Genomic DNA, 25,945 nt, shown 5'->3' with positions numbered 1-25,945 from the left:
GCCTTCGGCGATGCATGGCGAGCATCCTCCTCGTCGAACAGCATCTGCCGCTGCAGATTGCTCGGCTCGACGTAATCGCGGTCGGCGAGCCGGACGACGCCAACGCCGGCCCTCGTCATATGCTGCGCCAGCGAAGCGCCGAGCGCGCCCGTCCCGACGACGAGCACGCGGGCTGCCCGCAGCTGCTCCTGGCCGGCCGAGCCGATCGGACCGAAGCGCAGCTGCCGGGAATAACGATCCTTGAAGGCCGCTTCGTCCTGCACCGCTTCGAATATTTCGACGGGGTGCTGCAATGAACTTGCTATTTTATCCATAGATCGCACTGCCTCCCGTCCGGAAAGCAGCGGCTTTCTCACGCATCCCCGCTTCAATTGCTTCTTCGGTGTCCAGCCCGTTGTCAGCCGCGTAGTCGCGAATATCCTGCGTAATGCGCATGCTGCAGAACTTCGGTCCGCACATCGAGCAGAAGTGTGCCGATTTCGCCGCTTCAGCAGGCAGCGTCTCATCGTGGTACTCCATCGCCCGTTCAGGGTCGAGGGACAGATGGAATTGATCCCGCCAACGGAATTCGAACCGTGCCTTCGACAGCGCATTGTCACGGATTTGCGCACGCGGATGGCCCTTGGCAAGGTCGGCGGCATGCGCAGCTATTTTGTAAGCGATGACGCCTTCACGCACGTCGTTCTTATTCGGCAGTCCTAGATGCTCCTTCGGCGTGACGTAGCACAACATCGCGGTACCGAACCAGCCGATCATCGCGGCGCCGATTGCCGATGTGATATGGTCATAACCGGGCGCGATATCGGTCGTGAGCGGTCCAAGCGTGTAGAACGGTGCTTCCGAGCAGACCGCCATCTGCTTGTCGACATTCTCCTTGATCATGTGCATCGGCACATGACCTGGTCCTTCGATCATGACTTGCACATCATGTTTCCACGCGATCTTCGTCAGCTCGCCGAGCGTCTCCAGCTCCGCGAACTGTGCAGCGTCATTCGCATCGGCGATGGAACCCGGACGAAGACCGTCTCCGAGCGAGAACGAAACGTCATAGGCTTTCATAATCTCGCAAATCTCTTCGAAATGCGTATACAGGAAGTTTTCCTGATGATGTGCAAGACACCACGCCGCCATAATCGAGCCGCCGCGCGATACGATGCCTGTTACCCGCTTCGCCGTCAACGGCACATAGCGCAGCAGCACGCCGGCATGGATCGTGAAGTAGTCGACGCCCTGCTCCGCCTGCTCGATCAGCGTATCGCGGAACACTTCCCACGTCAGATCCTCCGCGACGCCGTTCACCTTCTCCAGCGCTTGATAGATTGGCACGGTACCGACCGGCACTGGCGAGTTCCGTATGATCCACTCGCGTGTCGTGTGGATGTTCTTGCCCGTAGACAAATCCATAATCGTGTCCGCACCCCAGCGGGTCGCCCACGTCATCTTCTCGACTTCTTCGTCGATGGACGACGCGACGGCCGAGTTGCCGATATTTGCGTTGATCTTGACGTGGAAGTTCCGTCCGATGATCATCGGCTCGCACTCCGGATGGTTAATATTCGCAGGGATGATGGCGCGCCCTTCGGCTACCTCGCATCGAACAAAATCCGGCTCCATGCCTTCGCGTATCGCGATATATTCCATCTCCGGCGTAATGATCCCTTGGCGGGCATAATGCATCTGAGTCACATTGCCGCCTGCCTTCGCCCGCAACGGCTTGCGGGACAAGCCCGGAAATTGCTCGAGTCCCTTGAGCTGCGCGCGTTCCTCGCTTGCAAATCCGTTATCCTCCGGCTTTACCGCCCTTCCCTCATAGCTCTCCGTATCGCTGCGCTTCTCGATCCAGCGCCCGCGCACGGATGGCAGCCCTTGCCGAATATCTGCTTCGTAGCTCGTATCTGTATAGGGCCCGCTCGCGTCATAGACGCGTACAGGCTCGTTGTTCGTCTCCTGGTCCCGAATGAAACTCGGCGCGAGCGCGATCTCTCTCATCGGTACTTGAATATCTGCTTGCGAGCCCGATATGTACACCTTCCGGCTGCCCGGCAGCGGCTTCGACAGTATTGGCATCGTCCATTCCCCCTAAAGATTTTGTATTGCTGCGTCTACCTGCAAGACGGAGCATCAACAAAAGCTAATCGAAATCCCTAGGAGATACGCGTAAGCACGATCACTTCCCTTGCCGAAGCTAGTTTCTTGTTCTCATTCCCAGGTGAGAAAACCTCTATCGCGGCCTTTCGAAGATGAGCGACCTACAGCTTTGCGGAGCAAAGCAGCTTCGAAAGCATGAGGTAGGTTTTATCGCCAATAAGAATTTGTTTTTTCGAGTGACTCGAAACCTTATAAATTCTTATGTGGTAACAAAAAAAACCGCTTCCGGCGAGGGAAGCGGCTAATAAGCGCTGTCGATCGCACATTACTCACGGATGTCTTAAGACGATGCACCATGACCGCGCCAGCGGCCGCGATCGCAGCAACAATAGACCTTGCTTCCTGAGTAATATGACAAGACGACCATTTCGCAATTAGACCACTTTCCTACGCTGGCATGACCCAGATCAGGTTCAAAGGGACCAAAGCATCACGCTTTATCTCAGCCCGTAAAGGCGCCCCTAGTGGATTTCCTGAACAAACTATACCCCCATGTTCCGAAGGTGTCAACCCTGTAATTTCCAAGCAAATCCGCTGCCGGACAGCGAATTGGCAATGCCGGTGCGCATGGCATACCGTTCTGCCGCTGCCTGCCAGCTGAAATACGTCTCTGCTTTCTCGCGGCTTCTCCGACCCATATCAAGCCGAAGCTGGTCGTTGCTGAGCGCATAGTCGAGCTTCGCCAGCAGATCGGCGGTCAAGCTGGATGGTTCGGCAAGCAGACCCGTCACACCGTCCTGTACGATCTCGCTAATCCCGCCGATCCGCGAAGCAACGACAGGAATGCCCGATGCCATAGCCTCGACATTGACGAGTCCGAACGCTTCTCTGCGCACGGATGGCACGGCGAGCACATCCGCCGCAAGCAGCCAGTCCGGCACCTCATTGTATGGTACATAAGGAACAAATCGGACGCTTCCTCCCAGCTTAGCAGCGGTACGCTTCAGCCTTCGCGAATATACAGACGTCGCAGTGGAGCCATACTGCGGACTGCCGACGATGGCGAGCACAGCGTTCGGATGCTTCTTGAGCAGCCTTGGCATCAGCTCGATCAAGTGATGTACACCCTTGAGCGGAATCAGCCTGCCGAGATAAAGAATGACTTTGCGGTCCGTCCAGCCGTTGACGCGGCGCAGTCGGCTGCGTCTTGCGCCGCCTTCAGCAGACTGTACATATGGGAATCGATGCGTATCGGCACCAAGATGGACGACGACGATTTTGGACGCAGCCTCCGGCACTTGCGCAGCGACGATCGACCGCAAATATTCGCTGTTTACGATGATTTTCTCCGCGAGCTTGCAGCTTCGCCGGAGCTCTAGATTTGATATATGCTTTGGCTGTATGAATGTAGAAGAATGCAAATTAAGCCACATCCGCGCATACGGATGTTGTCTGCTCAACCGTACGAGCAAATGCGGCCGATTTTCCACCTCGATCACGTCTGGCCGGAATGCGGCAAGCGCCCGGCTGACAGCCGATGCATAGCGGGTTTTATTGGCTGCTGCGAATCGTTCGCAGACGACGCCGTTCCATACGCCTCGACTCGGTAATCCGGCTGCCGTACGTCCATAAATCCGCGGCTCCACCGAGCCTGTCAACAGCGGAACGATATGCTCGATCACCCGCTCAACCGAACCTCCCTTAAGCGAGGGCAGCGGGTAGGCGCCTGGCGTAACATAAGCGATCTTAAGCGGTCGAGACATGCTCGCGGGCCTCCTCCTCCGCACGTTCGTGCGCATGCGGGAATATGCTACAACAGCATACGCGGCACCGCCGCCGCTCGTAACATTATCCGCTCGAAACAGGCACAAATTAAGGCGTATGCTTATCTGCTTCCGCCAGAAATGAACGCGTTTGCACCTAGACGGGCAGTTGCATACAGAAGCAAATAACCGCCCCCGATCAGGAACGCCGGATTAAGCAGCACGCTGTGAACCTCGGTCATATAGACGGTATCGTCGCGAAGGACGCGCAGAATGGTGCTGCTGACGGCCGCGCCGGCGCAAATAAGTGCAAGCGACGCCAAGCCATCCGCCAGCCGGAGGACAGCCGTCCATCTGACGAAGCACCATACGAGAATAACGGTGACGATTGCTAGACCGATCCCTATCATCCATTCCATCGGCATCATCTGCTCCATTCATATACATGATTAGTCTTAGCATCGGCGCATTCGCGTTTCGTTAAACTAGCGTTCCTATTACGAATTCCGGTTGCATTGGCTGTACTGATCGACTACAATCTTATTCAAACGTATGGAAGGGAACCAGCGCTATGACAACACTATCGCTTCTCTCGATACAATTTCATCATTTCAGTCGGCGTTAGCACCCCTGTAATTAATCAGGGAGGGCTAACGCTTCTCGCGTTGGCCTCCCTGCCGCATACAAGCGCGCGGGACCAGAGGTCCGGCGCGTTTTTTATTTTGCGGCCAAGATGAATCGGCTGTCTTCGTCCTCTAAGCGGCGGAGGTGCGGTGCGATTTTCTTGGAATAGGAGAAAGGGGAACTAAGCGATGAGCAATGTGAAAGGGACAACTGATTATTACGGTGTGGAGCAAGCCGAGCGGAGCCGAATGATTCGGCAGATGGAGGAACTGTTCGCGCTGTACGATTATGAAGGGATCGAAACGGCGATATTGAACGACAAGGAATTGTTAACCGCGAAGTACTCTGGCGGCGACGAAATCGTGCAGGAAATGTATACGCTAAGCGACCGCGGACAACGCGAGCTGGGGCTGCGATATGATTTGACAGTGCCATTCGCCAAACTGGTCGCTGCAGAAGCTGGATTGTCGCTGCCCTTCCGCCGCTACGAGCTGGGCAAAGTGTTCCGCGATGGCCCTGTGAAACGAGGCCGATTGCGCGAGTTTACCCAATGCGACGTCGATGTCGTCGGCATCCCAGGCCCTGAAGCAGAAGCCGAGCTGCTATCGCTTGCCGCCCGCGTATATGAGAAGCTGGGCATCCCCGTCGAGCTGCGGTGGAACAATCGGCGTTTTCTGTCCGAATGGCTGTACGCTGCCGGCATTGCCGAGGAACTGGCTCAGACGGTCATGTTGACGCTCGACAAAATCGCCAAGATCGGCCGCGAAGCGGTTCGCGCCGAATTGGTCGACAAAGGGGTACCGCAACCCGCCGCTGACATCGTGCTTAAGGCGATAGCAGCAGAATCAGGAAGCGATGACGACCCGTCATTGGCGTTCGAGCAACTCTGCGCCGCTTTCGGAGTCGGCGATCTGCCTGGCGCCGCGGAAGTCCGCTCCTTGCTCGCGCTGCTGGACTCCGTTGGTTTATCGTCCATATGCCGATTCGACCCGTCACTCTCGCGCGGTTTATCTTTCTATACCGGCACCGTCTACGAGGCATTCGATGCAAGCGGCAGCTATACATCCTCTCTTGGAGGCGGCGGTCGATATGATGCGATCATAGGGCAGCTCGCAGGTAATTCGGAGGTGCAATATCCTACAGTCGGCTTTTCTTTCGGACTTGAGCCGATCATGGAGATTACGCGGGAACGTCTTGCTCCGGTTGAGACCCCTCCCGTGATCGTAGTTCCAATTGGCGGAATGTCGGCCGAGGCGTTGCGTACAGCGAATGCAATTCGCGCCTGCGGCATACGGACACGACTGTCGCCAACGGGCCGCAAGGTCGGCAAAGCGCTCGCTTCAGCTGCTTCGGCGGGCTGCCGATTCGCCGTACTTATCGGGGAAGACGAAGCCCAATCCGACATGGTGCAATTGAAGGATATGATCGATCGAACCGAGGAGCGCCTGCCTGTGGAAGAGGCTATATATCGGATCGAACGAGTATTGCTGTAAGACGGACAGGTGTGATGCGCCGCGTCGAATTGTATTGATTTGTCGACGCGGATATGTCACACTTAGTCGGAGATTATTGCAGCAGCTGTTTGCTTAGAGAAAGGACGTGAAGGGACCGGCATGTGGACTTGGTTGTTTCGCGCCATGACCGAATTGACTTCCCGCAAATCGATTTCCCGGCTGACCGGCAGTTTCGCCCAATCATCGGCGAGCCGCAGGTTTATTCCGCGTTTTGCCCGCATGTATGGCATTCGAGTGGAAGAAGCCGAGAAACCTTTGAAGGACTACCATACATTAAACGAGTTTTTCACCCGCCGGCTGAAGCCCGGCATGCGCAAGATTGATTCCGACCAGCAGGCTGTTGTTAGTCCCGTTGATGCGCTCGTTACAGGCGCTGGACCGATCGAAGCGGGCACGATCGTCAATGTGAAAGGACAAGACTACACGATCGACGAACTGCTCAATCAGTCTCCGCGGACGGAGAACTACAAGAATGGCTATTACGCTGTCCTCTACTTAAGCCCGACCGACTATCACCGCATCCATATTCCCGTTGACGGAACGATTGAGGAGCGCGATTATATTCCGGGCAAAGTGTACCCCGTGAACGAGTTCGGCCTCCGCCATATGCGCCGGGTGCTGAGCCGTAACGAGCGGCTTGTTACATACATAAGGCATGGCAGCGGCGAGACAGCCGTCGTGAAAGTCGGTGCGCTGAACGTCAGCAGCATCCGTTACACAGAGCCGCAAACGCGGCAAGCCGAGAAAGGCGCCGAGCTCGCCTACTTCGAGTTCGGCTCAACCGTCGTCCTGCTCATGGAGGACGACACGTTCATCCCGCGCTCCGACCTTGCAGTCGGCCTGCGCGTCAAGATGGGCGAGCGGCTTGGCACGCTCCGCTCATAATTGCAAACAGCCCTCGGCCCCCCGCGTGATGCAGGGGCCGAGGGCTGTTTTGAGTAACATACCCTACCGATAGAGCACAAGAATGTGCTCTATCTCCCGCCACCAGCTCTCTCCTTACGTTCGCAAATCACCAATACTTTCGTTCAGGTTGAAACGTGGGGAGATCTCCTCGTATTCGTTGTTTACCCGTTTCATTAGAGGCTTTAATATATCCCTTTTCATGGATGCCTCTAAGCAGCCGTTGTACATGTACACGAGTAATATTCAGCTTCTCCGCTAGCAAACTAGGTGTTACTATCGTGTCTAATTCAACTTCCAACCATTTATCATACCCCTCCCTTCTCGCCTCTGAACGCTGCAATCGATGCTCGTCTGCCCTCATCTTCTCTCCTGCCTTTCTTCCTTTTGGACAAAAAAAATGCCGCCTTCCCCACCATGCAAATGGGATAGACGGCGTATGCTCTACGCACGGAATGCATTTGAAGGCGCAATTGCAATTTCTAATTTATTGCAGCCCCATCGCACTAGATTGTAAATATCATGCAGCCTACAGCACATAACATCCTCAGGCCTACGCTTCCACCGACTGCAGCAGCGCAACGCCGTAAGGTTCGAGTTCAACGACCCCCATAACCTTCTGATCGTCAATCAGGCTGAGCATCGTCATAGGCAATTGCAGCTGCTTCGGCTCGCGGCTCAGGTTCAAGACGAACCATACCTTGCGCCCGTCCTCGCTCTCCCGCGCCGTTACCTGAATGCCCTCCGGCAAGTCAGGCCATCGATCGAGGTCGCACTGATAGGATAGGCCTAACAGCAGGTCGGACCAATATACTTCCTCGGGAACAGTCCCGACATAGATGACTGTACCTTCGCCGTATCGATTCGACGTCACTGCCGGCGTACCCCCATAGAAGCCTGTTCCGTTATCGCCGTATATCGCCAATACTTCAGCAGTTGACGGTTCCAGCAGATCGCACCATTGCGAACACTGGTATTCTGTCCCGTCAGCAGCAACTAACGACTGAGCGTCATTACCAACGGGATCATATTCTTTCACGACTACGCCAGCAGCATCAGCCAAGGGACCAGGCAGCGGTTGCATCCAGCAAATGTTGTTCTCGTTCTTCACCCCGGTACGCGCTGACAGCACCAACGTACCGCCGCCGGCTGCATACCGCTTCAGCGATTCCGCTGTCGCTTCATCCAGCAGATAAAGCGCCGGCGCAACGACCAATTTGTAAGCATCAAGCGATTCCCGCCAGTCGATGACATCAACGCCGATCCCTTGCTTTACAAACGAGCGATGGATCGGTTTCATGTTCTCATAATAGTCAAACCCTTCAGACTGCGGCTGCAACTGGAATGCCGAATGATGCTCATGCGAATAAAGAATCGCCGCTTTGCTTCGCAGGCTTGTCCCTTCTAGCAGCGGCGCCATTCTGTTGACTTCCTCTGTCAATCGGACGAACTCCGCAAACCTTCTGCCTGGCACATTGCTATGATCGATCAAGCCGTGCCAGAACTGCTCCGCGCCCACCGTCCCGCTCCGCCAACGAAAATGAACGACTGCATCCGCCCCGCGGGCAAAACTCTGCCACGAGAAAGCGCGGATAAAGCCAGGATACGGCGCGCGCCACATCGGCATCCATGCGCCTGGCGGTCCGCTAAGCTGCTCCATAATCCAATAATTGCGGCGTTTGAAGCCGCGCACCCGATCGAGAAGCAGCGCGCCGCTGTACGGATTCGTCGCGATTTTGTCCGGGCTCGTGTTCGGATAATAGTCGAAGGAAGCGAAATCGAGCGGCGCGTACAACCGCGGATTATCGAGCGGTATCGGCGCCGACCACGTATTGTGCGTAATGAAATGATCAGGACATAATCGACGGAGGATATCGACCTGCAGCTGCTGGAACTCGATGATCGAGTCATTCTGAAACCGCCTAAACGCCAGCAAAAGCGATGGATTCTGGTGAGGCGATCCGCCGATCGGCGTTCGAACTTGCGACCAGTCGCTGTACTCGCCGCTCCATACGACTGTCCCCCACTCCCGATTCAGTAGATCGAGGTTGCCATCGAACTGCTTCTTCAGCCTGTCCCGGAACTTGCTTGTACATGATTCGCAGTGACACAGGTTCATCATAAACTCATTGTCCGTCTGCCATCCGATCACGGCAGGATGATTGCCATATCGAGCAGCCAACTGCCCTACAATTGCCGCTGTATGCCTCCTCATCGAAGGACTGTTATAACAGCGGTGCCCCCGAACGCCTGCCTCTTGCGAATGACCATGGGCATCGATCGGCAGCACATCCGGATAATTCGACGTCAGCCACACGGGCGGCGTCATCGTCGGCGTTCCGATGACGACTTCCAGCCCATAACGATGAAACAGATCGACAGCTTCGTCGAGCCAGTCGAACTGATAGATGCCTTCCTTCGGCTCCAGCCGACTCCATGCAAACTCCGCCACCCGTATGACGCGCACGCCTGACTCTTTCATTAATTGCGCATCCTGCTCCCACATGGAGCGATCCCAATGCTCCGGGTAATAAACCACGCCAACTTTCATCCTGTATTGCCTCCTTACGTAATCGCATCCATTCGCTAGCTTTCAATATTCAAAAAAACTAAGATCCGCACCTTCGAAGCTTATCTATCTTTCCAGTCCATCAAATCGACTAAGAACATTCATACACCCTCAGAATACTGTTGATTCTAAGAGGTGTAAATCTAACAATATTAATTGAAATACAACAATATTAATGTTATGAAACGATAAAAGATCACGGAATTGGACGTTCGTTTGAAGCGTCCGCTCTCCTAGCAGTATGTTATGATAAGAGTAGAATCGCAGTTAAACAAACAACTTTCATTATATGGTTAGAGTATTGGATCGGAATATTTCACAAGGAGAACGCGATGCGATTAGCCTACTATCCTATGCTAAGTCCCAAAGTGCTGGATCTCCCGGTCTACATGTGCTTTACTGGCGCAATCCACCAAGATCCAGTCAGTCGAGACGATAGCTTTCCTTATTTTCAATGGATTCAATGCGTATCCGGCAAAGGAAAACTTATTGTCGGAGGAACTCAATTTGATGTGGGCATTGGCCAAGGGATGCTGTTATATCCCAATGAGCCTCACGAATACTATGCGACGAGCGAAGAACCTTGGGAGACCCATTGGATGGTATTGGGAGGATTCGCGGTAGAAAACATGGCAAGGCTTGCCGGAATGACAAGGTCCGGCAGCTATACGCTGTCAAACAGCGATGTCACGCTCTCTCATATAAGAACAGCATGCGCGATCGTCCGTACCGGGCAGCACTGGGCCGGACTGGAATGTGCCAAGATCGCTTACAGTCTATTGATGGATATCAACAGATTCATTACCTTTAATACAGAATCCACCGAGCAGCAGAGCATTCGATTGCAACGCGTGGTCGAATATATGGAACAGCACTACGCTGAAGTCATCACATTGGAGCAATTGGCCGCTGTGCTCGATATTTCTCTCCAGCATCTATGCCATCTGTTCAAAAAAGTGCACGGCAAACGTCCAATCGAGTATTTGAATCATGTTCGGATCAATAAGAGCAAGACGCTTATGTTCGAGCACAAAAGCTTGTCCATTCAAGAAGTGGCCAGACGTGTTGGATTTGAGAGTCCAGGTTATTACGGTTCGGTGTTCAAAAGCCTGGAAGGAATAACGCCTTCCGTATTTCAGCAATTGAATGGTTTGCGATAACAAGTCCTTCATCCGCTCGAGGCCGTTCAGCAATAAACGCTAAAAGCAGTCTACCCTCCACGGAGGATAGACTGCTTTATTCTTTCCGAGGTATCCAATTCCAATCCCTAATGTAGAGCTCCATCAGCGGATCTCCGATGGATTGCGTCCCGTATATTGCTTGAACTGTCTGCTGAAGAAGAAAATATCGCGGTACCCGAGGGCATCGGCAACCTCCGTTACATTCATCCCCGCATGCGCGAGCAGATGCTGCGCACGATCAATTCGTGTGCTGATCATATACGACTGCACCGACTGTCCGATATATTCCTTGAACTTTATGGAGAAATAACGCGGCGACAGCTGCGCCCGCTTCGCCAAATCCTCGACGCGATGCGGAACACCCGGATGCTGGCGAATGTAGTTGGCAATTTCATGAATGACCTCGGTCAATTGGTTGCTTCCCCGCTTCTCGATCGAAGACGGCTCTTGATCCGTTCGCAGCAGATGGATCATCATTTGCTTGAGCAACAGCTTGGCCTCTTCTTCGGCAGCGAATGTCTTCACAAGAAACAGCCGAACATAACGAGAGAGCAAATACTCGAAATCAACTGTCTCATCGAATACGCGGTAGCGATTCGGTATGTAGGAGGTCGGCTCGCTCACGTCAAAATGAATATACGTCAGCACAAGCGGCTTTTGCGGATTATGCGTCGCGCTCGTATAGTCGCCAGGGCGGAATAAAAAGCAGCTTCCGGCGCCAATCTCATATACGGTGCCATTGAGTTCAAGCTCACCTTCACCGCTCCAAACATAAAATAGGTCATAATTCGCCATCGGCTTCTCTCGACGGGCCCATTTCCATGCGGGTTCGCATGAAATTTTGGCAAAATAAGAGAGCAATACGAATGATGATGATGGCACGTCTAGCATAGCGTCCCTCCATCTTTGGTCCATTTGGGGTCATCATACCGCACTCGAATTTTTTTTACAATGAAAATGGCCCCTTATATTTAAAAAATGTTATAATATCACTCGATAGCTAACATCGCCAGGTAACATTTACAGTAAAACTTTAAAACTTTTGCATGGAACCAATATTGAACCCATTGTTCGGAAGGATGGAATCAAGCATGAACCCACTAGCTCAGCAATTGAACGAAACGCTGGAGCGCGAAACTCCCCATGTCTATTCGATGTTGTCTAACTTAGGCCGGAGCATTTACTTCCCGAAGGTCGGCATTCTGAGTCAATCGGCTGAAGCGAAAGCGAAGGCAAAGAAATTCAACGCTACGATCGGGATTGCAATCGAGAATGGTCAACCGATGCACCTGAAGGTCATTCAAGACACGTTGTCTGCTTATGATCCGAAGGACATTTATGAATATGCACCACCTGCTGGTAAACCAGAGCTGCGCACGGCTTGGCGCGCGAAGATGATCAAGGAGAATCCTTCGGTGGAAGGCAAAGGCTTCGGCACGCCAATCGTTACGAACGCGCTGACGCACGGTCTGAGCATCGTATCCGACCTGTTCGCCGATGCAGGCGACGCGGTCATTATTCCGAACAAGAACTGGGAAAACTACGAGCTGACATTCGGCGTGCGCCGCGGCGCAGAAATCGTTGAATATGAGCTCTACAATAGCGACAACCAATTTAATGCTGCCGGCCTGCGCGAGGCGCTTCTGGCACAGAAGGATAAAGGCAAAGCGATCGTTATCCTCAACTTCCCGAACAACCCGACGGGCTACACGCCAGGTCCGGCTGAAGGCGACGCAATCGTTGCTGCGATCCGTGAAGCTGCGGAAGCAGGCATCAATGTTGTAGCGGTAGCAGACGATGCTTACTTCGGCCTCTTCTTCGAAGACTCGCTGCATGAGTCGCTGTTCGGCAAGCTTGCCGGCCTGCACGAGCGCGTGCTCGCAGTGAAGGTTGACGGCGCAACGAAGGAAGAATACGTATGGGGCTTCCGCGTAGGCTTCATTACGTACGCATCCCAATCCGAAGCAGCTCTTGCTGCACTGGAGCAAAAAACGACGGGTATTATCCGTTCGACGATCTCGAGCGGTCCGCACCCTTCCCAGACGTTCGTTCTCCGCGCGCTGCAAGCGCCTGAGTTCGAAGAGCAGAAGGCTGAGAAATACGCGATTATGAAACGCCGCGCCAACCGTGTGAAAGAGCTGCTCGACAGCGGCCGCTACGGTGATGTATGGGATTACTACCCATTCAACTCCGGCTACTTCATGTGCCTGAAGCTGACCAAAGTTTCCGCGGAAGCAGTGCGTCAGCGCCTGCTCTCCGAATACGGCGTCGGCACGATCGCCCTCGGCGATACGGACCTGCGCGTCGCATTCTCGTGCATCGAAGAAGGCGACCTCGAAGAACTGTTCGATACGATCTACAAAGCCGTAACGGACCTGCTGAACGGTTAATAAACAAAGCCTCCCGACCTTCTATAGGTTGTCGGGAGGCTTTTTTAACAAGGAGACGAGAATGGCGACACGTGTTTATTTATTTGTGGAGGAAGCAGCAGAGGCCAGCTTGAAGCTGGAAGCCTGGGAGGCCGCTCCGCCTGAAGTGCTGCGGTGCACGGATAACCAGCGAATAACGGTCCGATCCGGAAGCGGCCGACATCATGCGGACATTGAAATCGAATGTCGTCTTGCAGGGATAACATTGATGTTCAGCATTCGGGACCTATGGCAGGAGAAATCGCCAATGATTCATTCGATGCAGCAAAGCGTCGTGGATGATTATGAAGATGAAGACTATGACTATTGGGACCTCATCTATCCATTCGGCGTAGTTGAGCTTTATCGCATCAGTCTGGACCGCAGCCCGAACACAACAGAAGCAGATGCTAGAGCCTTCTTCCTCTTGCTGGAGCACTTCCTGTTGAAGCACTTCATGATGTACGCGTACCTCGAGCGTGAAATCCAACACCTTCCTCCATACTTTGTCGACAAGAGCAGCTGCGTCAAGACGTTTACTCATGAAGGAGAGCTTGGCTATCGAGTGAGAACATACGGTTAAAGGATGACGTAATAAACAAGCTGTGATATATTTTTTCAATACAAAATCTAGCAGATCCATCCAGAAGGAGGAGTATACTCCCATGAAGCGCCGCTACTTAACCGACCTTGACGGTACGCTGCTTCAATCCAATGCCACGTTGTCCGACTATACGGTACGTACATTAACAGAAGCATTGGAGCAAGATGTCATCATCAGTTATGCGACGGCGCGAAGCTATCAGAGCTCGACGACCGCCACCTCGCAGATCAATTGGCGCTATCCGGTTGTTCTGTACAACGGAAGCATGCTTCTTGATCCGTTGACGGGCAAAGTGCTTGGCGGACATTGGCTTGGTACGGACGTCTCGAATGAGGTGATCGAGCTCGGCCGTACGATGAACCTAGCGCCGTTCTTATTCGCACTTGACGGGGATGACAGAGAGCGTGTTCTGCACGAGAAGCTATCTCGTTATGGGGATACCGAGTTCTACGCAAGCCGCCCAGGCGACCCGCGATTTGCAGAAGTGGAGCATCTATCCTGCCCTCCTGACTACCGAACAATGATCGTCACTTACATCGGAAGACGGGAGGAAGTTGAACCGCTGTTCCGTGCAGTCGCTGACCGTTACGGTCCGGCTGTTCATTTGCATTTCATGCTGGACAACTATATTAAAGATCATTACTTCCTCGAAATCTCCCATCCGCTCGCGAATAAGGAGCATGGGCTGAAGCTGTGGTGCGAACAAGTCGGCTGTCAGCCGGAGGACGTTACCGTATTCGGCGACAACTTGAACGACATCGGCATGTTCAAGCGGGCCGGACGGCGAATGGCGGTTGCAAACGCCCACCGCGAGCTTAAGCTGCTGGCATCGGAAGTGATCGGCAGCAACGACGAGGACGGCGTTGCACGGGTTATCGAAGCAGACTTGCGAGGCTATAACGAGCAGGATTAATGGAGAAAGTATAAGAATCTACCAGCTATAATAATAGTTTCATATATGCAAAAAAGGAGCGAATGAAATGGCTGAGCTTCGCGCTATTGTTTTCGACCTGGATGAAACGCTGGCCGATCGGACGCGAACGCGCGATAGGTTCGTCGAGCTGTGGATTCAGCATTATTGGGCTGGCCGCGTCCACGATCCCGAGCAGCTTCACGAAGTATTCTGCCGCCTCGATAACAACGGTTATCGAGCGAAGGACGAGCTGTACCACATGCTCGTTGATGAATTGTCGTGGACGGATCCGCCGACAGAAGCGGAGCACTCGAAGTTCTGGCAGGAGCATTTTCCGAAGATGGCGGAACCGATGGACAACCTGCATAACACACTTGATTATTTCCTTCGCCAAGGGCTGAAAATTGGCCTCATTACGAACGGCAGGGAACGGGTGCAGCGTGCAAAAATCGATACGCTCGCGATCGGTCGTTACTTTCATGCCGCGCTTATTTCCGGCGCAGTGGGGGTCAAGAAGCCGGATGGCGCTATTTTCAGCCAATGCTTGAAAGCGCTTGAGATTGCTCCCGAGGAAGCCTGGTACGTCGGCGATCATCCGCTCAACGATGTTCGCGGCTCGGCAGATGCTGGCATGACGCCGATCTGGCTGTCACAAGGCGCAGCATGGAATGAAGAGTATACGGTAAAACCCGCGCATACGGTTCATTCGTTGCAAGAGCTGGTTCGCTTGTATGAATCGCTGCATGGTTAATCATGAGTAATGGGAGGAGCTCATACCGATGCGATATTACATCGTAACAGGATCTTCAAGAGGAATTGGCGCGGAGCTAGCGCAGCAGCTGCTCGGCCACGACCATTATGTCATCGGCATATCGCGTACGCCGAATGAGACGTTATATTCCTTCGCGAAAGAGCATGGCTACCGGTACGATTGGATTCCGTTCGATCTTACTAGATCGGAGCAAATCGAGCGGCTCGTCGAGCAGTTGATCGTCATTATCGATCGGCTCAGCGCAGAATCGGTCACACTGATCAATAACGCCGCGACCGTAACGCCGCTTGATACGATCGACCGACTCGATTGCGCTGGATTGTCGCATTCCCTGCATCTCAATCTGATGACACCGATTATGCTTACGAGCACATTAATCAACTTGACGAACGGATACGCTTTTGAACGGCTAATCGTTAATATTTCATCCGGCTCAGGCAGCTATCCCGCTCCCGGCATGAGCGTCTACTGCTCGGCGAAAGCCGCTTTGAATATGTTCAGTCAGTGTGTGCAAGCGGAAGAAGCGATACATGGACGACTTCGAGCAGTTTCCGTTGATCCGGGCATGGTGGACACCGCCATGCAGGAGCTCGCAAGAAGCGAAACGCACGACCACCCGATGCGTAATTTCTTCTCCCGCGCGGAACAGAACAAGCAGCTGCGCAGTCCGCGATATGTGGCAGAACGAATTATATCCGAGGTTATATTCTCCACGAGTGACAGCACTCATATTGTAATTGATTAGTATTAAACTTACACTTCATATCCGCCTGGGGGGGAATCCAATAATGTCGAACATCACGTACTCAACAACAACCACCGTAACCGCCGAGCAGCTGTCGCAGCTGTTCGAACGCGCCGGCATGAAACGACCGATCAACGACTTGCCCCGCCTGCAGAAGATGCTCGATCATGCGGACATTACCGTATCCGCTTGGGACGGCGAACGGCTCGTTGGTATAGCGCGCGCTATCACGGACTATGCCTATTGCTGCTACTTGTCGGATCTGGCTGTTGACGGCGAATATCAGAAGCACGGCATTGGCTCGAAGCTCGTAGACGAGGTGCGCCAAGAGATCGGCGATCTGTGCTCGCTCGTCCTTCTCTCCGCTCCCGGCGCGGTGAACTACTATCCGAAGATCGGCTTTACATTGTCGGACAAAGCTTATGTGATTCCGCGAGTCAAATAGTGGTGATAGAAAGCATAGAGTGCTAACGCGGACCATCGCGCGTTCATTTACTCCTAATGAGGGGCGGCTTCTATGCAAACCATCGCAAATAAAAGCAAGTTTATGCTCCTCCAGCTCATCCGATTCGGTTGGGGTCAGGCGCTGTCGTGCATGTTCGCTGTCGTTATTTTCGCGGCGATGGCATTCACGCATTTCATCGAGGTGCCGTTCATCCCGCGGTATGACTTTCTGCTGCTTGTCTGTATTGCGATGCAGTGGATTCTTATCCGGACGAAGCTGGAGACGATCGATGAGCTGAAGGTCATTATCGTGTTCCACTTGATCGGTCTCGCCTTGGAGCTGTATAAGGTACATATCGGGTCGTGGTCGTATCCTGCGGAAGGCTGGCTCAAATTCGGCGGCGTTCCGATCTACAGCGGCTTCATGTATGCGAGCGTGGCGAGCTACGTCTGTCAGGCTTGGCGCCGATTCCACCTTACGATCTCAGGCTGGCCGCCGCCCATTGTGTCGGTCGCGCTGTCCGCGGCGATTTATTTGAACTTTTTCACCAACCATTATGTTTACGACATCCGCTACTTCCTGATGCTCGCGCTGCTGCCTGTATTCGGCCGGGCGGTCGTTCGTTTCACAGTCGGAAGTCGTACCTACGCAATGCCGATGATCGTCTCCTATCTGTTGATCGGCTTCTTCATCTGGATCGCGGAGAACATCTCCACCTATCTCAAAGTGTGGAAGTACCCGAATCAGGAAGCCGCTTGGCACGTCGTCCACTGGGGCAAAATCGGCTCTTGGTTTCTGCTCATCATTATCTCGGTCATCATCGTCGTTGAACTGAAACGGCTCAAGGAAACGTTGAACGGCTCAGGCAAACGATCCGATATCATCAGTTGAATCTTATTGGGAAAACTAGGACTGAGGCAGCTCGCCCGGTCCTATGTTATCTTACGCAAGTGCCGCTCGTCATTTGGTGATGAATAGACGGTTGTGCTAAAATCAACCTAAATTTACCTCTTCAAAATCTACCTCTTAAGTCGGCTGTCGCACCGGACAAGGATTAATGAATCTAAGGAGGCTGGCAAGTATGATGGATTGGATCAATAAAGCCGTTTCACTCGGTCTTGGGGCAGCAATTGCAACCAAAGAGCAGGCAGAGAAGTTCGTCGACGATCTCGTGAAGAAAGGCGAGGTCAATCAATCGGAGTCGAAGCAGCTGGTCGATGATCTCATTCGCAAAGGTCAAGAATGGCAAGCTTCGATCGATGCTCGGATCAAAACCTACGTACGCGCCGCACTGCATGATGCCAATCTGACGACACGCGATGAATATGTCGCGTTGAAGGAGCGGATCAGCGAGCTGGAACGCCGGGTAGAAGCTCTGGAATCTTCAACCGATTCCAAATCCGAATCTAAATCCGAAGCTAAAACCTGCTCTGAAGATATCGACCCTGCAGCGCCTCCAACCTACGAATGATCGGCATTAACCGCCGCATCCGTCATCTGCAGCGGTATCGCGATATTGCGAAGGCCTTCGTCCGCAACGGCTTCGGCTTCCTTGTGAAGGAGCTGGGACTTGCGGACCGATTCCCTCTATCGTCCTTCCGCTCCGAAGATGACCGGGAGCATAAATTCAAATCTACCGGCGAGCGCATTCGCTTATTTCTAGAAGAGCTTGGTCCGACCTTCGTCAAGTTCGGGCAGATTGCAAGCACCCGGCCGGACCTGCTTCCAGCCGACATTATCGCTGAGCTCGTCAAGCTGCAGGACAGCGTTCCGCCAATTCCATATCACGCTGCTGCTGCCGTGCTGGAAGCCGAGCTTGGCGCCCCGATTGACGAGTTGTTCGCCCGCTTCGATGAAACGCCTGTAGCAGCAGCGTCGATTGGTCAGGTGCATCTGGCTAGACTGCCGGACGGCCGCGCCGTCGCCGTGAAGATTCAACGCCCCAACATTCAAGAACAGATCGAGACCGATCTCGAAATTCTCGACAATTTGTCCCGCATCGCCGAGCATCGTCTTGAATGGGCAGCCAACTATCAGCTTCGCGAGCGTATATCGGAACTAGCCCAGTCGCTGCGGGCCGAGCTTGACTACACAGTTGAGGGCCGCAACGCCGAGCGAATGGCCAAATCATTCGAACGCGACCCTTCGATCCATATACCGACGATTTATTGGGACTACTCCAGCCGCCGTGTACTGACGATGGAGCTGATCAACGGGGTGAAGATCACCGATCACGAGGCGTTGCAAGCGATGGGTATTACGAACAAACGGATTGCGGAGCGCATTACGAGTGCGATGTTCCATCAGATTTTCGAGGAAGGGTTGTTTCATGCCGATCCTCATCCCGGCAATCTGCTCGTCGAGCCCAATGGCGCCATCGGTCTGCTCGACTTCGGCATGGTTGGCCGGATGACGCCGACCATGAAGACGAACTTCGGCTCGCTCCTTATCGCCATGCGGCGCAACAGCACGAGCGGAATCATTCGCGCAATCGAGGCGCTTGGCGTGCTGCCCGTCGATATCGATATGCGAAGGCTGCGGGATGACATCGATCTGCTGCGGGACAAATATTACGACGTGCCGCTCAGCCGTATCAGCCTCGGCGAATCGGTCAGCGAACTATTCTCCGTCGCTTATACGCACCGCATCCGAATCCCTTCTGACTTTATGCTGCTGGGCAAAACGATGCTGACGCTCGAAGGCGTCGTGTCGTCGCTTGATCCTGACTTCAGCATCATCAGCGTCGCCGAACCGTTCGGACGCCGGCTGTTTCTCGACCGGCTGAACCCTCGCTCATTCGCCGAGAACGCCGTCGAGCATGTAAGCGAATATGCCGACCTGCTGGCCGATCTGCCGGAGACGCTGCGCGATGTATCGAGTCTTGTGCGCAAAGGAAAGCTCCGGACCGAAATGTCGATACCGGAGCTGGAAACGTTCCTGCGCAAAATCGATCGTGTCGGCAACCGCCTCACGTTCAGTATTGTGCTGCTGTCTTTCAGCATTATTATGGTAGGGCTTATCATCGGCTCGTCGCTTGGACGCCAATCGTCGATTATCTGGCATTTCCCGGTCATCGAGATCGGCTTCGGCATCGCAGCCTTCATGTTCCTGTTTCTATTATTCGCGATCTTCCGCTCGGGGCGGTTCTAATGATGCTCGCCTCTCTGCCTAAGTTCCGCTCCTCATCAGTCTTCTTCATCATCCTTCAACGCTTTGCGGCGAACGGCGCTCGGCCGTCGCAGCACGCCATGCAACAGTGCTGCTGCAGGTGCAGCAACTGCCTGCAGCACGCTGTCATGAATGACGAGCGCGATGCCGCCAGGCAGCCACATGAGCAGCGTGCAGATGATGTATGCCATCCGATCAACAGATGCTAATGAATCAATCCGCCGCTGAGCCGGCAGCGGATACAGATGCCCCCACACCGCATACTTATGCGACTGTCGCAGCGATCCGAGCTGCAATCCGATAATTCCCGCTGCCAGAACGAACACAATGGTCGCTCCCCAGCCGCTCAGCCATACCGCATCGCCAAGCCAGTACAGGACGAGCATGCCGAGCAGCGTCAGTCTGATCAGCATGCCGCCAAGCTCTGTCCGAAGCAGCGTCATCGTGTATAGATATACATACGTGTCCCGCTGCGCGAATCGGATCGTCTTCCCGATCCATGCTGCGTAACCTCTTCTCGCAATACGAGGCGCCTGGGTCGGCACATCGATGAAGAGAGCAAGAAACCGATAATATCTGCGCCGTGTACGTCCCTCTTCTCGAATAAGCGTATCCCACGGCAGCGCATGCTTCCTCGGCAGCCGATAGACGACCGCCATTAACGCAGCAACCAGCAGCCCGAACAGCACTGCCTTCCACGGTGCAAGCCGGAACAGTGCAGCCAACGTTACCCCGGTTAACACCCATCGGATCAATCGAAGCGATCGTCTCATCCCCGCTTCCGCTGTTCTCCGCTCCTGCCACGCACCGGCTATATTCCCAGCTTTCAGAGCAGCAAGCGCAATCGCAAGGATAAGAGCATTCGCGGTTCCATCGCCCAGCTTGTACAGCGGCCAATAGGCCAGCAGCGTGAACCAGACGCCGATCAAAGTCGGGATGCCTGTGTACCGGAACGAGCGGCGCAAGTATTGATGCATCTCCAGCTCTCGCGGGAGCAGGAAGACGGTATCCGCCGGCTTCAGCCACGTCCGCAGCGGACTCCAGCAGGTGAACCCGATAACGAGCACAACGCCGAATGTCGTAATGGGAAAATGCTCGGGCAAATCTCGCACCAGCGCCGCATACCCGATCGTAGCGACGATCAGCAGCAGCAGCACCACGCCAGGAAAGCCGCTTTGCGCCATATAGCCGACATATGGCTTCAGCTCATTGCGGAACGCAGCTGCCCGCGTGGACCAGAGCTGATCCGGCTCGAACCGGTTCACATACGGCTGCGTAACCCGCTGCTGCTCGCGATGCGAGCTGCCCGTCGTCGTCCTTTCCGTCCTATCGGCCATTGCTGATCCCTCCGCCGCCACTCGCCGTCTCCGACACGAGTCGGAAGAATGCTTCGTCCAGCGTTCCGCTTGTCATGCCAGCCGCTCGAAGCACATCATCGAGCTTGCCTTGCGCAGCGATACGTCCATGATGCAGCACGATATATCGATCGCAATACGTCTCGACGGTGGACAGAATATGCGAGCTCATGAGCACGGCAGCGCCGGCCTTCTTCACTTCGACGAGACGGTCCAGCAAGGAACGAATGCCAAGCGGATCCAATCCAAGGAATGGCTCGTCAATAATAAAGAGCGGCGGATCCGCCAGCAGCGCGTTCATGATCATTACTTTCTGTTTCATGCCCTTGGATAGATGTTCGGCGAAGGCGCTTCGTTTCGCCCGCATATGGAACTCGTCCAACAGATTCTCCATTCTGCTGTTATAGGCATTCGCATCTACGCCATATGCCATTCCCGTCAGGCGGAGATGCTCATCCACCGTCAGCTCATCGAACAGTACCGGAGACTCCGGCACATAGGCAATGGAGCCCCGGTAGCGCTGCGGATCGGCATCCAGCTTCGTGCCGTTCACTTTCACTTCGCCGGCATGCGGCTGCATTAAGCCTAGAATATGTTTGATTGCCGTGCTTTTGCCCGCACCATTCAATCCGATCAGTCCTACGATCTCGCCTGGACGAACATCGAAAGTGAGGTTATGCAGCACAGGTCGTCTTGGGCTGTAGCCGCCAACGAGATCCGTTACTTCAAGCGCCGGACCGTCTCCTATACGATTGATTTGCTTCGCATCCTGATTCATCCGATCTCCCCCTGTCAACTGACCTTATTATACCTGAAAATAGGGAGCAAACGGAAACGGGCGCTATTCGCTATCGTCTGAAAGCATGGAATCAAACTTATCTATTAGACATTCTCGATCGTGGAAGCATGCGCTAATTCTTTACTTGATACCAACGTTGTATTGCATTTTGACCTATGCGATGCGATGATCAATAAGATACATACTCTTTACATTGTTTAATCCGCTAATCGCCTATCTTCACAACGAATAAAGGAGCTTGATAGGAATGAGTAAGGATATCAAATTCAACCACGACTGGCGCTTCTCGCTTCATCCCGTTGGAACGACGCTGGACACGATTAACGCTGGCGGTTTCGAATGGGAGAACGTTACGCTGCCTCATGATTGGCTCATCTTCGATGCGAATAACCTGTATGCGAACGGAGACGGTTGGTATAACAAAACGTTTACGATCGATGACCTGAATCCGCTTCATACGATGACGCTTCGGTTCGAAGGCGTATATATGGACTCGAATTATTATGTGAATGGCCGCTTCGCCGGTACTTGGAAATACGGCTACTCGACCTTCGAAATCGACATAACGCCGTTCATCCAGCCTGGCATCAACGACATTCATGTTCAAGTGACCCATGAGTCCCCGAACTCGCGTTGGTATTCGGGGGCTGGCATTTATCGTTCCGTGTGGCTCAAAACGTACGCCGAACGCCATATTGCGGCGGATGGCGTCTATATTAGCGCAGTGCAGCAAGACGGCAGTTGGACCGTAGACGTTAGTACGGAAACGATTATTTCGGAAGGGCTCGATTCGGCCGCATCTATTAAGCTTCGCCATCGGATGCTGGATGCATCAGGCACGCTCGTACATGAGGAAGTAACGTCGGTTCAAGCTGATGCTTCTGAAGCGGTAGTCGTAACCGCTAGCAGCTTTGTCTACTCGAGCCCTGCCCTGTGGGATATCGATAACCCCTATGTGTACAAGCTGCAGACCGAGCTGATCGTCGACGAGACTGTGGTCGATTCACAGATTCACAGCTTCGGTTTCCGTACGTTCGGCTTCGACAGCCAGCAAGGCTTCTTCCTTAATGGCCGGCATCTGAAGCTGAACGGCGTATGCCAACATCACGACCTCGGATGCTTAGGCGCTGCGGTGAATCGCACGGCGCTGAGAAGGCAGATCGAGCTGCTGCAAGAAATGGGCGTTAACGCGATCCGTTCCGCTCACAATATGCCTGCCGTCGAGCTGATGGAATTAGCCGATGAGATGGGCGTGCTGATCGTATCGGAAGCGTTCGATATGTGGGAACGCAAGAAAACGACGTACGATTACGCGAGATTTTATCCCGAATGGTGGAAGAAAGACATCGCCAGCTGGGTGCGCAGAGACCGCAACCATCCGAGCATGCTCATGTGGAGCATTGGCAATGAGATCTACGATACGCATGCAGACGAACGCGGCCAAACGTTGACGCGGGAGCTGATGGACGAGGTGCTGCTCCATGATCCGCGCGGCAATGCAGTCGTTACGATCGGCTCTAACTATATGCCATGGGAGAACGCTCAGCATTGTGCGGACATCGTCAAGTTCGCGGGCTACAACTACGGGGAGAAATATTACGACGCCCATCACGAGCAGCATCCGGACTGGATTATATATGGCAGCGAGACTTGCTCCACCGTTCAAAGCCGCGGCATTTATCACTTCCCGCTTGCGCAATCGATGCTGGCCGACGACGATGAGCAGTGCTCCTCGCTCGGCAACAGCTCGACAAGCTGGGGCGCAAGAAGCACGGAGGCCTGCATCATCTCCGATCGCGATGCGGCCTACTCGCTTGGTCAGTTTCTATGGACAGGCTTCGACTATATCGGAGAGCCGACGCCCTACCATACGAAGAACTCTTATTTCGGACAGATCGACACTGCAGGCTTCAAGAAGGACGCGTTCTACGTCTATCAAGCGGAATGGACCGATTATAAGCGCAAGCCGATGGTTCATATTTTCCCATATTGGGACTTCTCCGAAGGTCAGTTGATCGATGTTCGTGTATGCTCCAATGCGCCGAAGATCGAACTGTTCTTCAATGACGTGTCGCAAGGAACGTTCGATATTGATCATAAGCATGGCAAGCAGCTGGTCGGCAACTGGCAGATTCCTTATACCGCAGGCGTACTGCGCGCCGTTGCTTACGATGAGAACGGAACGCCGATCGCAACTGATATTCAATCGTCGTTCGGCGACGCGGCTTCCATCGCACTGACTGCAGATAAGACAACATTGACGTCTGACGGCTCCGATCTCGTGTTTATCGAGATCTCGGCATTGGATTCGGACGGCATTCCAGTTCAGAATGCAAACAACCGCATTCATGTAACGGTAGAAGGCGCTGGCCGTCTAGTTGGACTCGACAATGGCGACAGCACCGACTACGACCAATATAAAGGCAGTAACCGGAGGTTGTTCAGCGGCAAGCTGCTTGCTGTTGTCGCGAGCACGCTCGAGAGCGGTACGATAACGGTGCGAGCGGAATCTAGAGGTTTGGTTTCCAAGGTTATTACATTGGAGGCATCTGCCCCAGTGGAGATGGCAGAGGCATCGAACACTCGGACGCTTTATGCCTATGCTTCTGCTCATGCGGAAGTTGGCGTTCGAGGTCCAGTTTCGCTGGAAGACGATGAAGTGCCCGTGCGCAAGCTGGAAATCGTCTGCCCGCAGGGCAATCAATTGACGGCCGACAACCGCTCTCTGCCGCTTCAGGTCGTCCTTCATCCGAGTAATGCGACTTACCAAGAGGTGCAGTGGCGGATTACGAATGCAGGCGGAATCGATTGCAGCTTCGCAACGCTTGCAACAGACGGACAACAAGCGGTCATTACGGCTCTTGGAGACGGCGATTTCTACGTTCGATGCGGTACAACGAACGGCGCCGATTCGATTCGTCAGTACTCGCTCATGCAATGTCAGATCAGCGGTCTTGGCCAAGCCTTCATGAATCCGTATGAATTCGTATCGGCTGGTTATTGCAGCTCCGCCAGCCGCAATCTGACGAACGGCAACGAGCGCGGCATGGCTTCGTCGCGTGACGGAGAGAGCTGGATCTGCTTCGAGAACATCGACTTCGGCAGCTATGGTTCGGACGAGGTGACGATGCCGATCTTCTCGCTCGACAACGAGCCATTCACGATCGATATGTGGGATGGCATACCTGGGGAAGCTAACGCCATGCTGCTGACGCAACTTACGTACCAGAAGCCTACCCGCTGGAATGTGTATCAAGAGGAAACCTACAAGCTCCCTAGAAGATTGACCGGGGTAAGGTCCATTACGTTCGTGCTGCGGCGCAAAATCCATCTCAAAGGCTTCCAGTTCATACGCGCCGAGAAGGCGTTCGCGCGTCTGGCCGCTCTGGACAACAATCATATCTACGGCGATACGTTCACGCTGACGGATGATTCGATTGATCATATCGGCAACAATGTCTCGCTCGTCTTTGAGGATATGGACTTTGGCGAGGAAGGCAGTACGAGGCTGATCATCTGCGGACGCTCGCCGATCGATAACAATACGATCCATATTCAATTCGCAGGCGAGCAAGGCGAGTCGAAGCAGCTCGTTGAGTTCGGCTATTCCGAAGACAGCTGCGAGCGGGAATATGCGCTGGAGCGAATTACGGGGAAACAAACGGTGACGTTTGTGTTCTTGCCGGGCAGTCAGTTTAACTTCCATTGGTTTCAGTTTGAAACGTGATAGGGGCTGTCGCCCCTATGACCCCACTATCTACTAACTGAATCTATTTGTTATAAACAATAAAACCAAATTTTCTACCCACCTAAATCCTCCCTGCTAGGGAGGACCCCCGGGGTCTCCGACCCCGGGACCCCGGATGGGGTCGGTAGCGGAACTTGAGCGTGCGTGCAATACTGCGTGCTGGGAGTCGTGTGCCCTACGGGCACAACTTCTGTTCGAGCTTATTAAAAGACGTGTGTAAGATACTGCGTGTGGGAGTCGCGTGCCCTGCGGGCACAACTTCTGTTCGAACGTATTTTTAACCACCTAGAACAAACAGAAAGAAGCGCTGCTGAGCAGCGCTTCTTTCTGTTTGGAGCAATATTTA

At 53.8% G+C, this 25,945-nt stretch carries 20 protein-coding genes, 1 pseudogene and 1 riboswitch; of the genes and pseudogenes, 13 read left to right on the top strand and 8 right to left on the bottom strand.

Features of this window, described 5'->3' with window-relative positions; translation table 11 throughout:
* The 4 genes and pseudogenes from SBI19_RS20625 to SBI19_RS20610 all read right to left on the bottom strand — a co-directional run.
* Positions 1 to 314, bottom strand: a 314-nt coding sequence (locus SBI19_RS20625; protein ID WP_317971400.1) for a ThiF family adenylyltransferase, incomplete at its 3' end; no start/stop codon positions are given.
* Positions 307 to 2,067, bottom strand: coding sequence for a phosphomethylpyrimidine synthase ThiC (gene thiC, locus SBI19_RS20620; protein ID WP_317971399.1), 1,761 nt, complete (start codon positions 2,065 to 2,067; stop codon positions 307 to 309). The genes SBI19_RS20625 and thiC, both read right to left, overlap by 8 nt.
* 448 nt (positions 2,068 to 2,515) lie before the next feature.
* A riboswitch (TPP riboswitch) is annotated at positions 2,516 to 2,621 on the bottom strand.
* A gap of 114 nt (positions 2,622 to 2,735) precedes the next feature.
* Positions 2,736 to 3,851 (bottom strand): annotated as a pseudogene (locus SBI19_RS20615) (glycosyltransferase family 4 protein); the annotation flags it as partial.
* A 122-nt stretch (positions 3,852 to 3,973) separates the two neighbouring features.
* Entirely contained in the window at positions 3,974 to 4,270 is a 297-nt protein-coding gene (locus tag SBI19_RS20610; RefSeq protein WP_317971397.1) for a hypothetical protein, read from the bottom strand.
* A 393-nt stretch (positions 4,271 to 4,663) separates the two neighbouring features.
* Here SBI19_RS20610 and hisS point away from each other — a divergent pair, with 393 nt between their 5' ends.
* Positions 4,664 to 5,968 (top strand): histidine--tRNA ligase, encoded by a 1,305-nt coding sequence (hisS, locus tag SBI19_RS20605; protein WP_317971396.1) that lies wholly within the window; start codon positions 4,664 to 4,666, stop codon positions 5,966 to 5,968.
* Between the two features lie 120 nt (positions 5,969 to 6,088).
* Positions 6,089 to 6,874, top strand: coding sequence for an archaetidylserine decarboxylase (gene asd, locus SBI19_RS20600; protein WP_317971395.1), 786 nt, complete (start codon positions 6,089 to 6,091; stop codon positions 6,872 to 6,874).
* A 571-nt stretch (positions 6,875 to 7,445) separates the two neighbouring features.
* On the opposite strand, the gene SBI19_RS20595 is transcribed toward asd, so the two are convergent.
* Complete coding sequence (locus SBI19_RS20595; protein WP_317971394.1) at positions 7,446 to 9,443, bottom strand: beta-galactosidase; 1,998 nt, start codon at positions 9,441 to 9,443, stop codon at positions 7,446 to 7,448.
* 350 nt (positions 9,444 to 9,793) lie between these two features.
* On the opposite strand from SBI19_RS20595, the gene SBI19_RS20590 reads away from it, so the two are divergent.
* Positions 9,794 to 10,621: a helix-turn-helix domain-containing protein gene (locus SBI19_RS20590; protein WP_317971393.1), complete on the top strand. Its 828-nt coding sequence runs from the start codon at positions 9,794 to 9,796 to the stop codon at positions 10,619 to 10,621.
* A gap of 123 nt (positions 10,622 to 10,744) precedes the next feature.
* On the opposite strand, the gene SBI19_RS20585 is transcribed toward SBI19_RS20590, so the two are convergent.
* Positions 10,745 to 11,533, bottom strand: a complete 789-nt coding sequence (locus SBI19_RS20585) for a helix-turn-helix domain-containing protein (RefSeq protein ID WP_317971392.1) — start codon at positions 11,531 to 11,533, stop codon at positions 10,745 to 10,747.
* 200 nt (positions 11,534 to 11,733) lie between these two features.
* On the opposite strand from SBI19_RS20585, the gene SBI19_RS20580 reads away from it, so the two are divergent.
* The 9 genes from SBI19_RS20580 to SBI19_RS20540 all read left to right on the top strand — a co-directional run bounded on the left by SBI19_RS20580 (position 11,734) and on the right by SBI19_RS20540 (position 19,679).
* A complete protein-coding gene (locus SBI19_RS20580) occupies positions 11,734 to 13,032 on the top strand; it encodes an aminotransferase class I/II-fold pyridoxal phosphate-dependent enzyme (protein ID WP_317971391.1) in 1,299 nt (432 codons plus the stop codon).
* A 61-nt stretch (positions 13,033 to 13,093) separates the two neighbouring features.
* Positions 13,094 to 13,633 carry a hypothetical protein gene (locus SBI19_RS20575; protein WP_317971390.1) on the top strand — a complete coding sequence of 180 codons (540 nt, stop codon included), beginning with the start codon at positions 13,094 to 13,096 and terminating at the stop codon, positions 13,631 to 13,633.
* Between the two features lie 82 nt (positions 13,634 to 13,715).
* Positions 13,716 to 14,567, top strand: coding sequence for an HAD hydrolase family protein (locus tag SBI19_RS20570; RefSeq protein ID WP_317971389.1), 852 nt, complete (start codon positions 13,716 to 13,718; stop codon positions 14,565 to 14,567).
* Between the two features lie 67 nt (positions 14,568 to 14,634).
* Positions 14,635 to 15,318, top strand: a complete 684-nt coding sequence (locus SBI19_RS20565) for an HAD family hydrolase (protein ID WP_317971388.1) — start codon at positions 14,635 to 14,637, stop codon at positions 15,316 to 15,318.
* Between the two features lie 28 nt (positions 15,319 to 15,346).
* Positions 15,347 to 16,084, top strand: coding sequence for an SDR family NAD(P)-dependent oxidoreductase (locus SBI19_RS20560; RefSeq protein WP_317971387.1), 738 nt, complete (start codon positions 15,347 to 15,349; stop codon positions 16,082 to 16,084).
* Positions 16,085 to 16,127: 43 nt separating this feature from the next.
* Entirely contained in the window at positions 16,128 to 16,529 is a 402-nt protein-coding gene (locus SBI19_RS20555; protein WP_317971386.1) for a GNAT family N-acetyltransferase, read from the top strand.
* A gap of 72 nt (positions 16,530 to 16,601) precedes the next feature.
* The gene (locus SBI19_RS20550; RefSeq protein ID WP_317971385.1) at positions 16,602 to 17,420 is read left to right on the top strand and encodes a DUF817 domain-containing protein; all 819 of its coding nucleotides are present in this window, start codon (positions 16,602 to 16,604) and stop codon (positions 17,418 to 17,420) included.
* A 190-nt stretch (positions 17,421 to 17,610) separates the two neighbouring features.
* On the top strand, positions 17,611 to 18,000 hold the full coding sequence (locus tag SBI19_RS20545; protein WP_317971384.1) for a phasin family protein: 390 nt from the start codon (positions 17,611 to 17,613) through the stop codon (positions 17,998 to 18,000).
* Positions 17,997 to 19,679, top strand: a complete 1,683-nt coding sequence (locus SBI19_RS20540; protein WP_317971383.1) for an ABC1 kinase family protein — start codon at positions 17,997 to 17,999, stop codon at positions 19,677 to 19,679. The genes SBI19_RS20545 and SBI19_RS20540 overlap by 4 nt, the downstream gene beginning before the upstream one ends.
* A 35-nt stretch (positions 19,680 to 19,714) precedes the next feature.
* Here the strand turns inward: SBI19_RS20540 and SBI19_RS20535 are convergent, their stop codons facing one another.
* Together SBI19_RS20535 and SBI19_RS20530 are read right to left on the bottom strand one after the other, a co-directional pair.
* Entirely contained in the window at positions 19,715 to 21,034 is a 1,320-nt protein-coding gene (locus tag SBI19_RS20535) for an ABC transporter permease (protein ID WP_317971382.1), read from the bottom strand.
* Entirely contained in the window at positions 21,024 to 21,830 is an 807-nt protein-coding gene (locus SBI19_RS20530) for an ABC transporter ATP-binding protein (RefSeq protein WP_317971381.1), read from the bottom strand. The genes SBI19_RS20535 and SBI19_RS20530 overlap by 11 nt, the downstream gene beginning before the upstream one ends.
* Before the next feature lie 268 nt (positions 21,831 to 22,098).
* Here SBI19_RS20530 and SBI19_RS20525 point away from each other — a divergent pair, with 268 nt between their 5' ends.
* Complete coding sequence (locus SBI19_RS20525) at positions 22,099 to 25,578, top strand: glycoside hydrolase family 2 TIM barrel-domain containing protein (protein ID WP_317971380.1); 3,480 nt, start codon at positions 22,099 to 22,101, stop codon at positions 25,576 to 25,578.
* The last annotated feature ends 367 nt before the right edge of the window (positions 25,579 to 25,945 follow it).

It is taken from the genome of Paenibacillus sp. CCS19 (assembly GCF_033239625.1).
Taxonomy (GTDB): Bacteria; Bacillota; Bacilli; order Paenibacillales; family Paenibacillaceae; genus Paenibacillus_T.
This window is presented reverse-complemented; position numbering and strand designations above follow the sequence as displayed.

What these genes read in the sequence shown, in the direction of transcription:
- thiC (WP_317971399.1), bottom strand. Translation starts at nt 2,067, where the DNA reads ATGCCAATACTGTCGAAGCCGCTGCCGGGCAGCCGGAAGGTGTACATA.
- SBI19_RS20610 (WP_317971397.1), bottom strand. Translation starts at nt 4,270, where the DNA reads ATGGAATGGATGATAGGGATCGGTCTAGCAATCGTCACCGTTATTCTC.
- hisS (WP_317971396.1), top strand. Translation starts at nt 4,664, where the DNA reads ATGAGCAATGTGAAAGGGACAACTGATTATTACGGTGTGGAGCAAGCC.
- asd (WP_317971395.1), top strand. Translation starts at nt 6,089, where the DNA reads ATGTGGACTTGGTTGTTTCGCGCCATGACCGAATTGACTTCCCGCAAA.
- SBI19_RS20595 (WP_317971394.1), bottom strand. Translation starts at nt 9,443, where the DNA reads ATGAAAGTTGGCGTGGTTTATTACCCGGAGCATTGGGATCGCTCCATG.
- SBI19_RS20590 (WP_317971393.1), top strand. Translation starts at nt 9,794, where the DNA reads ATGCGATTAGCCTACTATCCTATGCTAAGTCCCAAAGTGCTGGATCTC.
- SBI19_RS20585 (WP_317971392.1), bottom strand. Translation starts at nt 11,533, where the DNA reads ATGCTAGACGTGCCATCATCATCATTCGTATTGCTCTCTTATTTTGCC.
- SBI19_RS20580 (WP_317971391.1), top strand. Translation starts at nt 11,734, where the DNA reads ATGAACCCACTAGCTCAGCAATTGAACGAAACGCTGGAGCGCGAAACT.
- SBI19_RS20575 (WP_317971390.1), top strand. Translation starts at nt 13,094, where the DNA reads ATGGCGACACGTGTTTATTTATTTGTGGAGGAAGCAGCAGAGGCCAGC.
- SBI19_RS20570 (WP_317971389.1), top strand. Translation starts at nt 13,716, where the DNA reads ATGAAGCGCCGCTACTTAACCGACCTTGACGGTACGCTGCTTCAATCC.
- SBI19_RS20565 (WP_317971388.1), top strand. Translation starts at nt 14,635, where the DNA reads ATGGCTGAGCTTCGCGCTATTGTTTTCGACCTGGATGAAACGCTGGCC.
- SBI19_RS20560 (WP_317971387.1), top strand. Translation starts at nt 15,347, where the DNA reads ATGCGATATTACATCGTAACAGGATCTTCAAGAGGAATTGGCGCGGAG.
- SBI19_RS20555 (WP_317971386.1), top strand. Translation starts at nt 16,128, where the DNA reads ATGTCGAACATCACGTACTCAACAACAACCACCGTAACCGCCGAGCAG.
- SBI19_RS20550 (WP_317971385.1), top strand. Translation starts at nt 16,602, where the DNA reads ATGCAAACCATCGCAAATAAAAGCAAGTTTATGCTCCTCCAGCTCATC.
- SBI19_RS20545 (WP_317971384.1), top strand. Translation starts at nt 17,611, where the DNA reads ATGATGGATTGGATCAATAAAGCCGTTTCACTCGGTCTTGGGGCAGCA.
- SBI19_RS20540 (WP_317971383.1), top strand. Translation starts at nt 17,997, where the DNA reads ATGATCGGCATTAACCGCCGCATCCGTCATCTGCAGCGGTATCGCGAT.
- SBI19_RS20535 (WP_317971382.1), bottom strand. Translation starts at nt 21,034, where the DNA reads ATGGCCGATAGGACGGAAAGGACGACGACGGGCAGCTCGCATCGCGAG.
- SBI19_RS20530 (WP_317971381.1), bottom strand. Translation starts at nt 21,830, where the DNA reads ATGAATCAGGATGCGAAGCAAATCAATCGTATAGGAGACGGTCCGGCG.
- SBI19_RS20525 (WP_317971380.1), top strand. Translation starts at nt 22,099, where the DNA reads ATGAGTAAGGATATCAAATTCAACCACGACTGGCGCTTCTCGCTTCAT.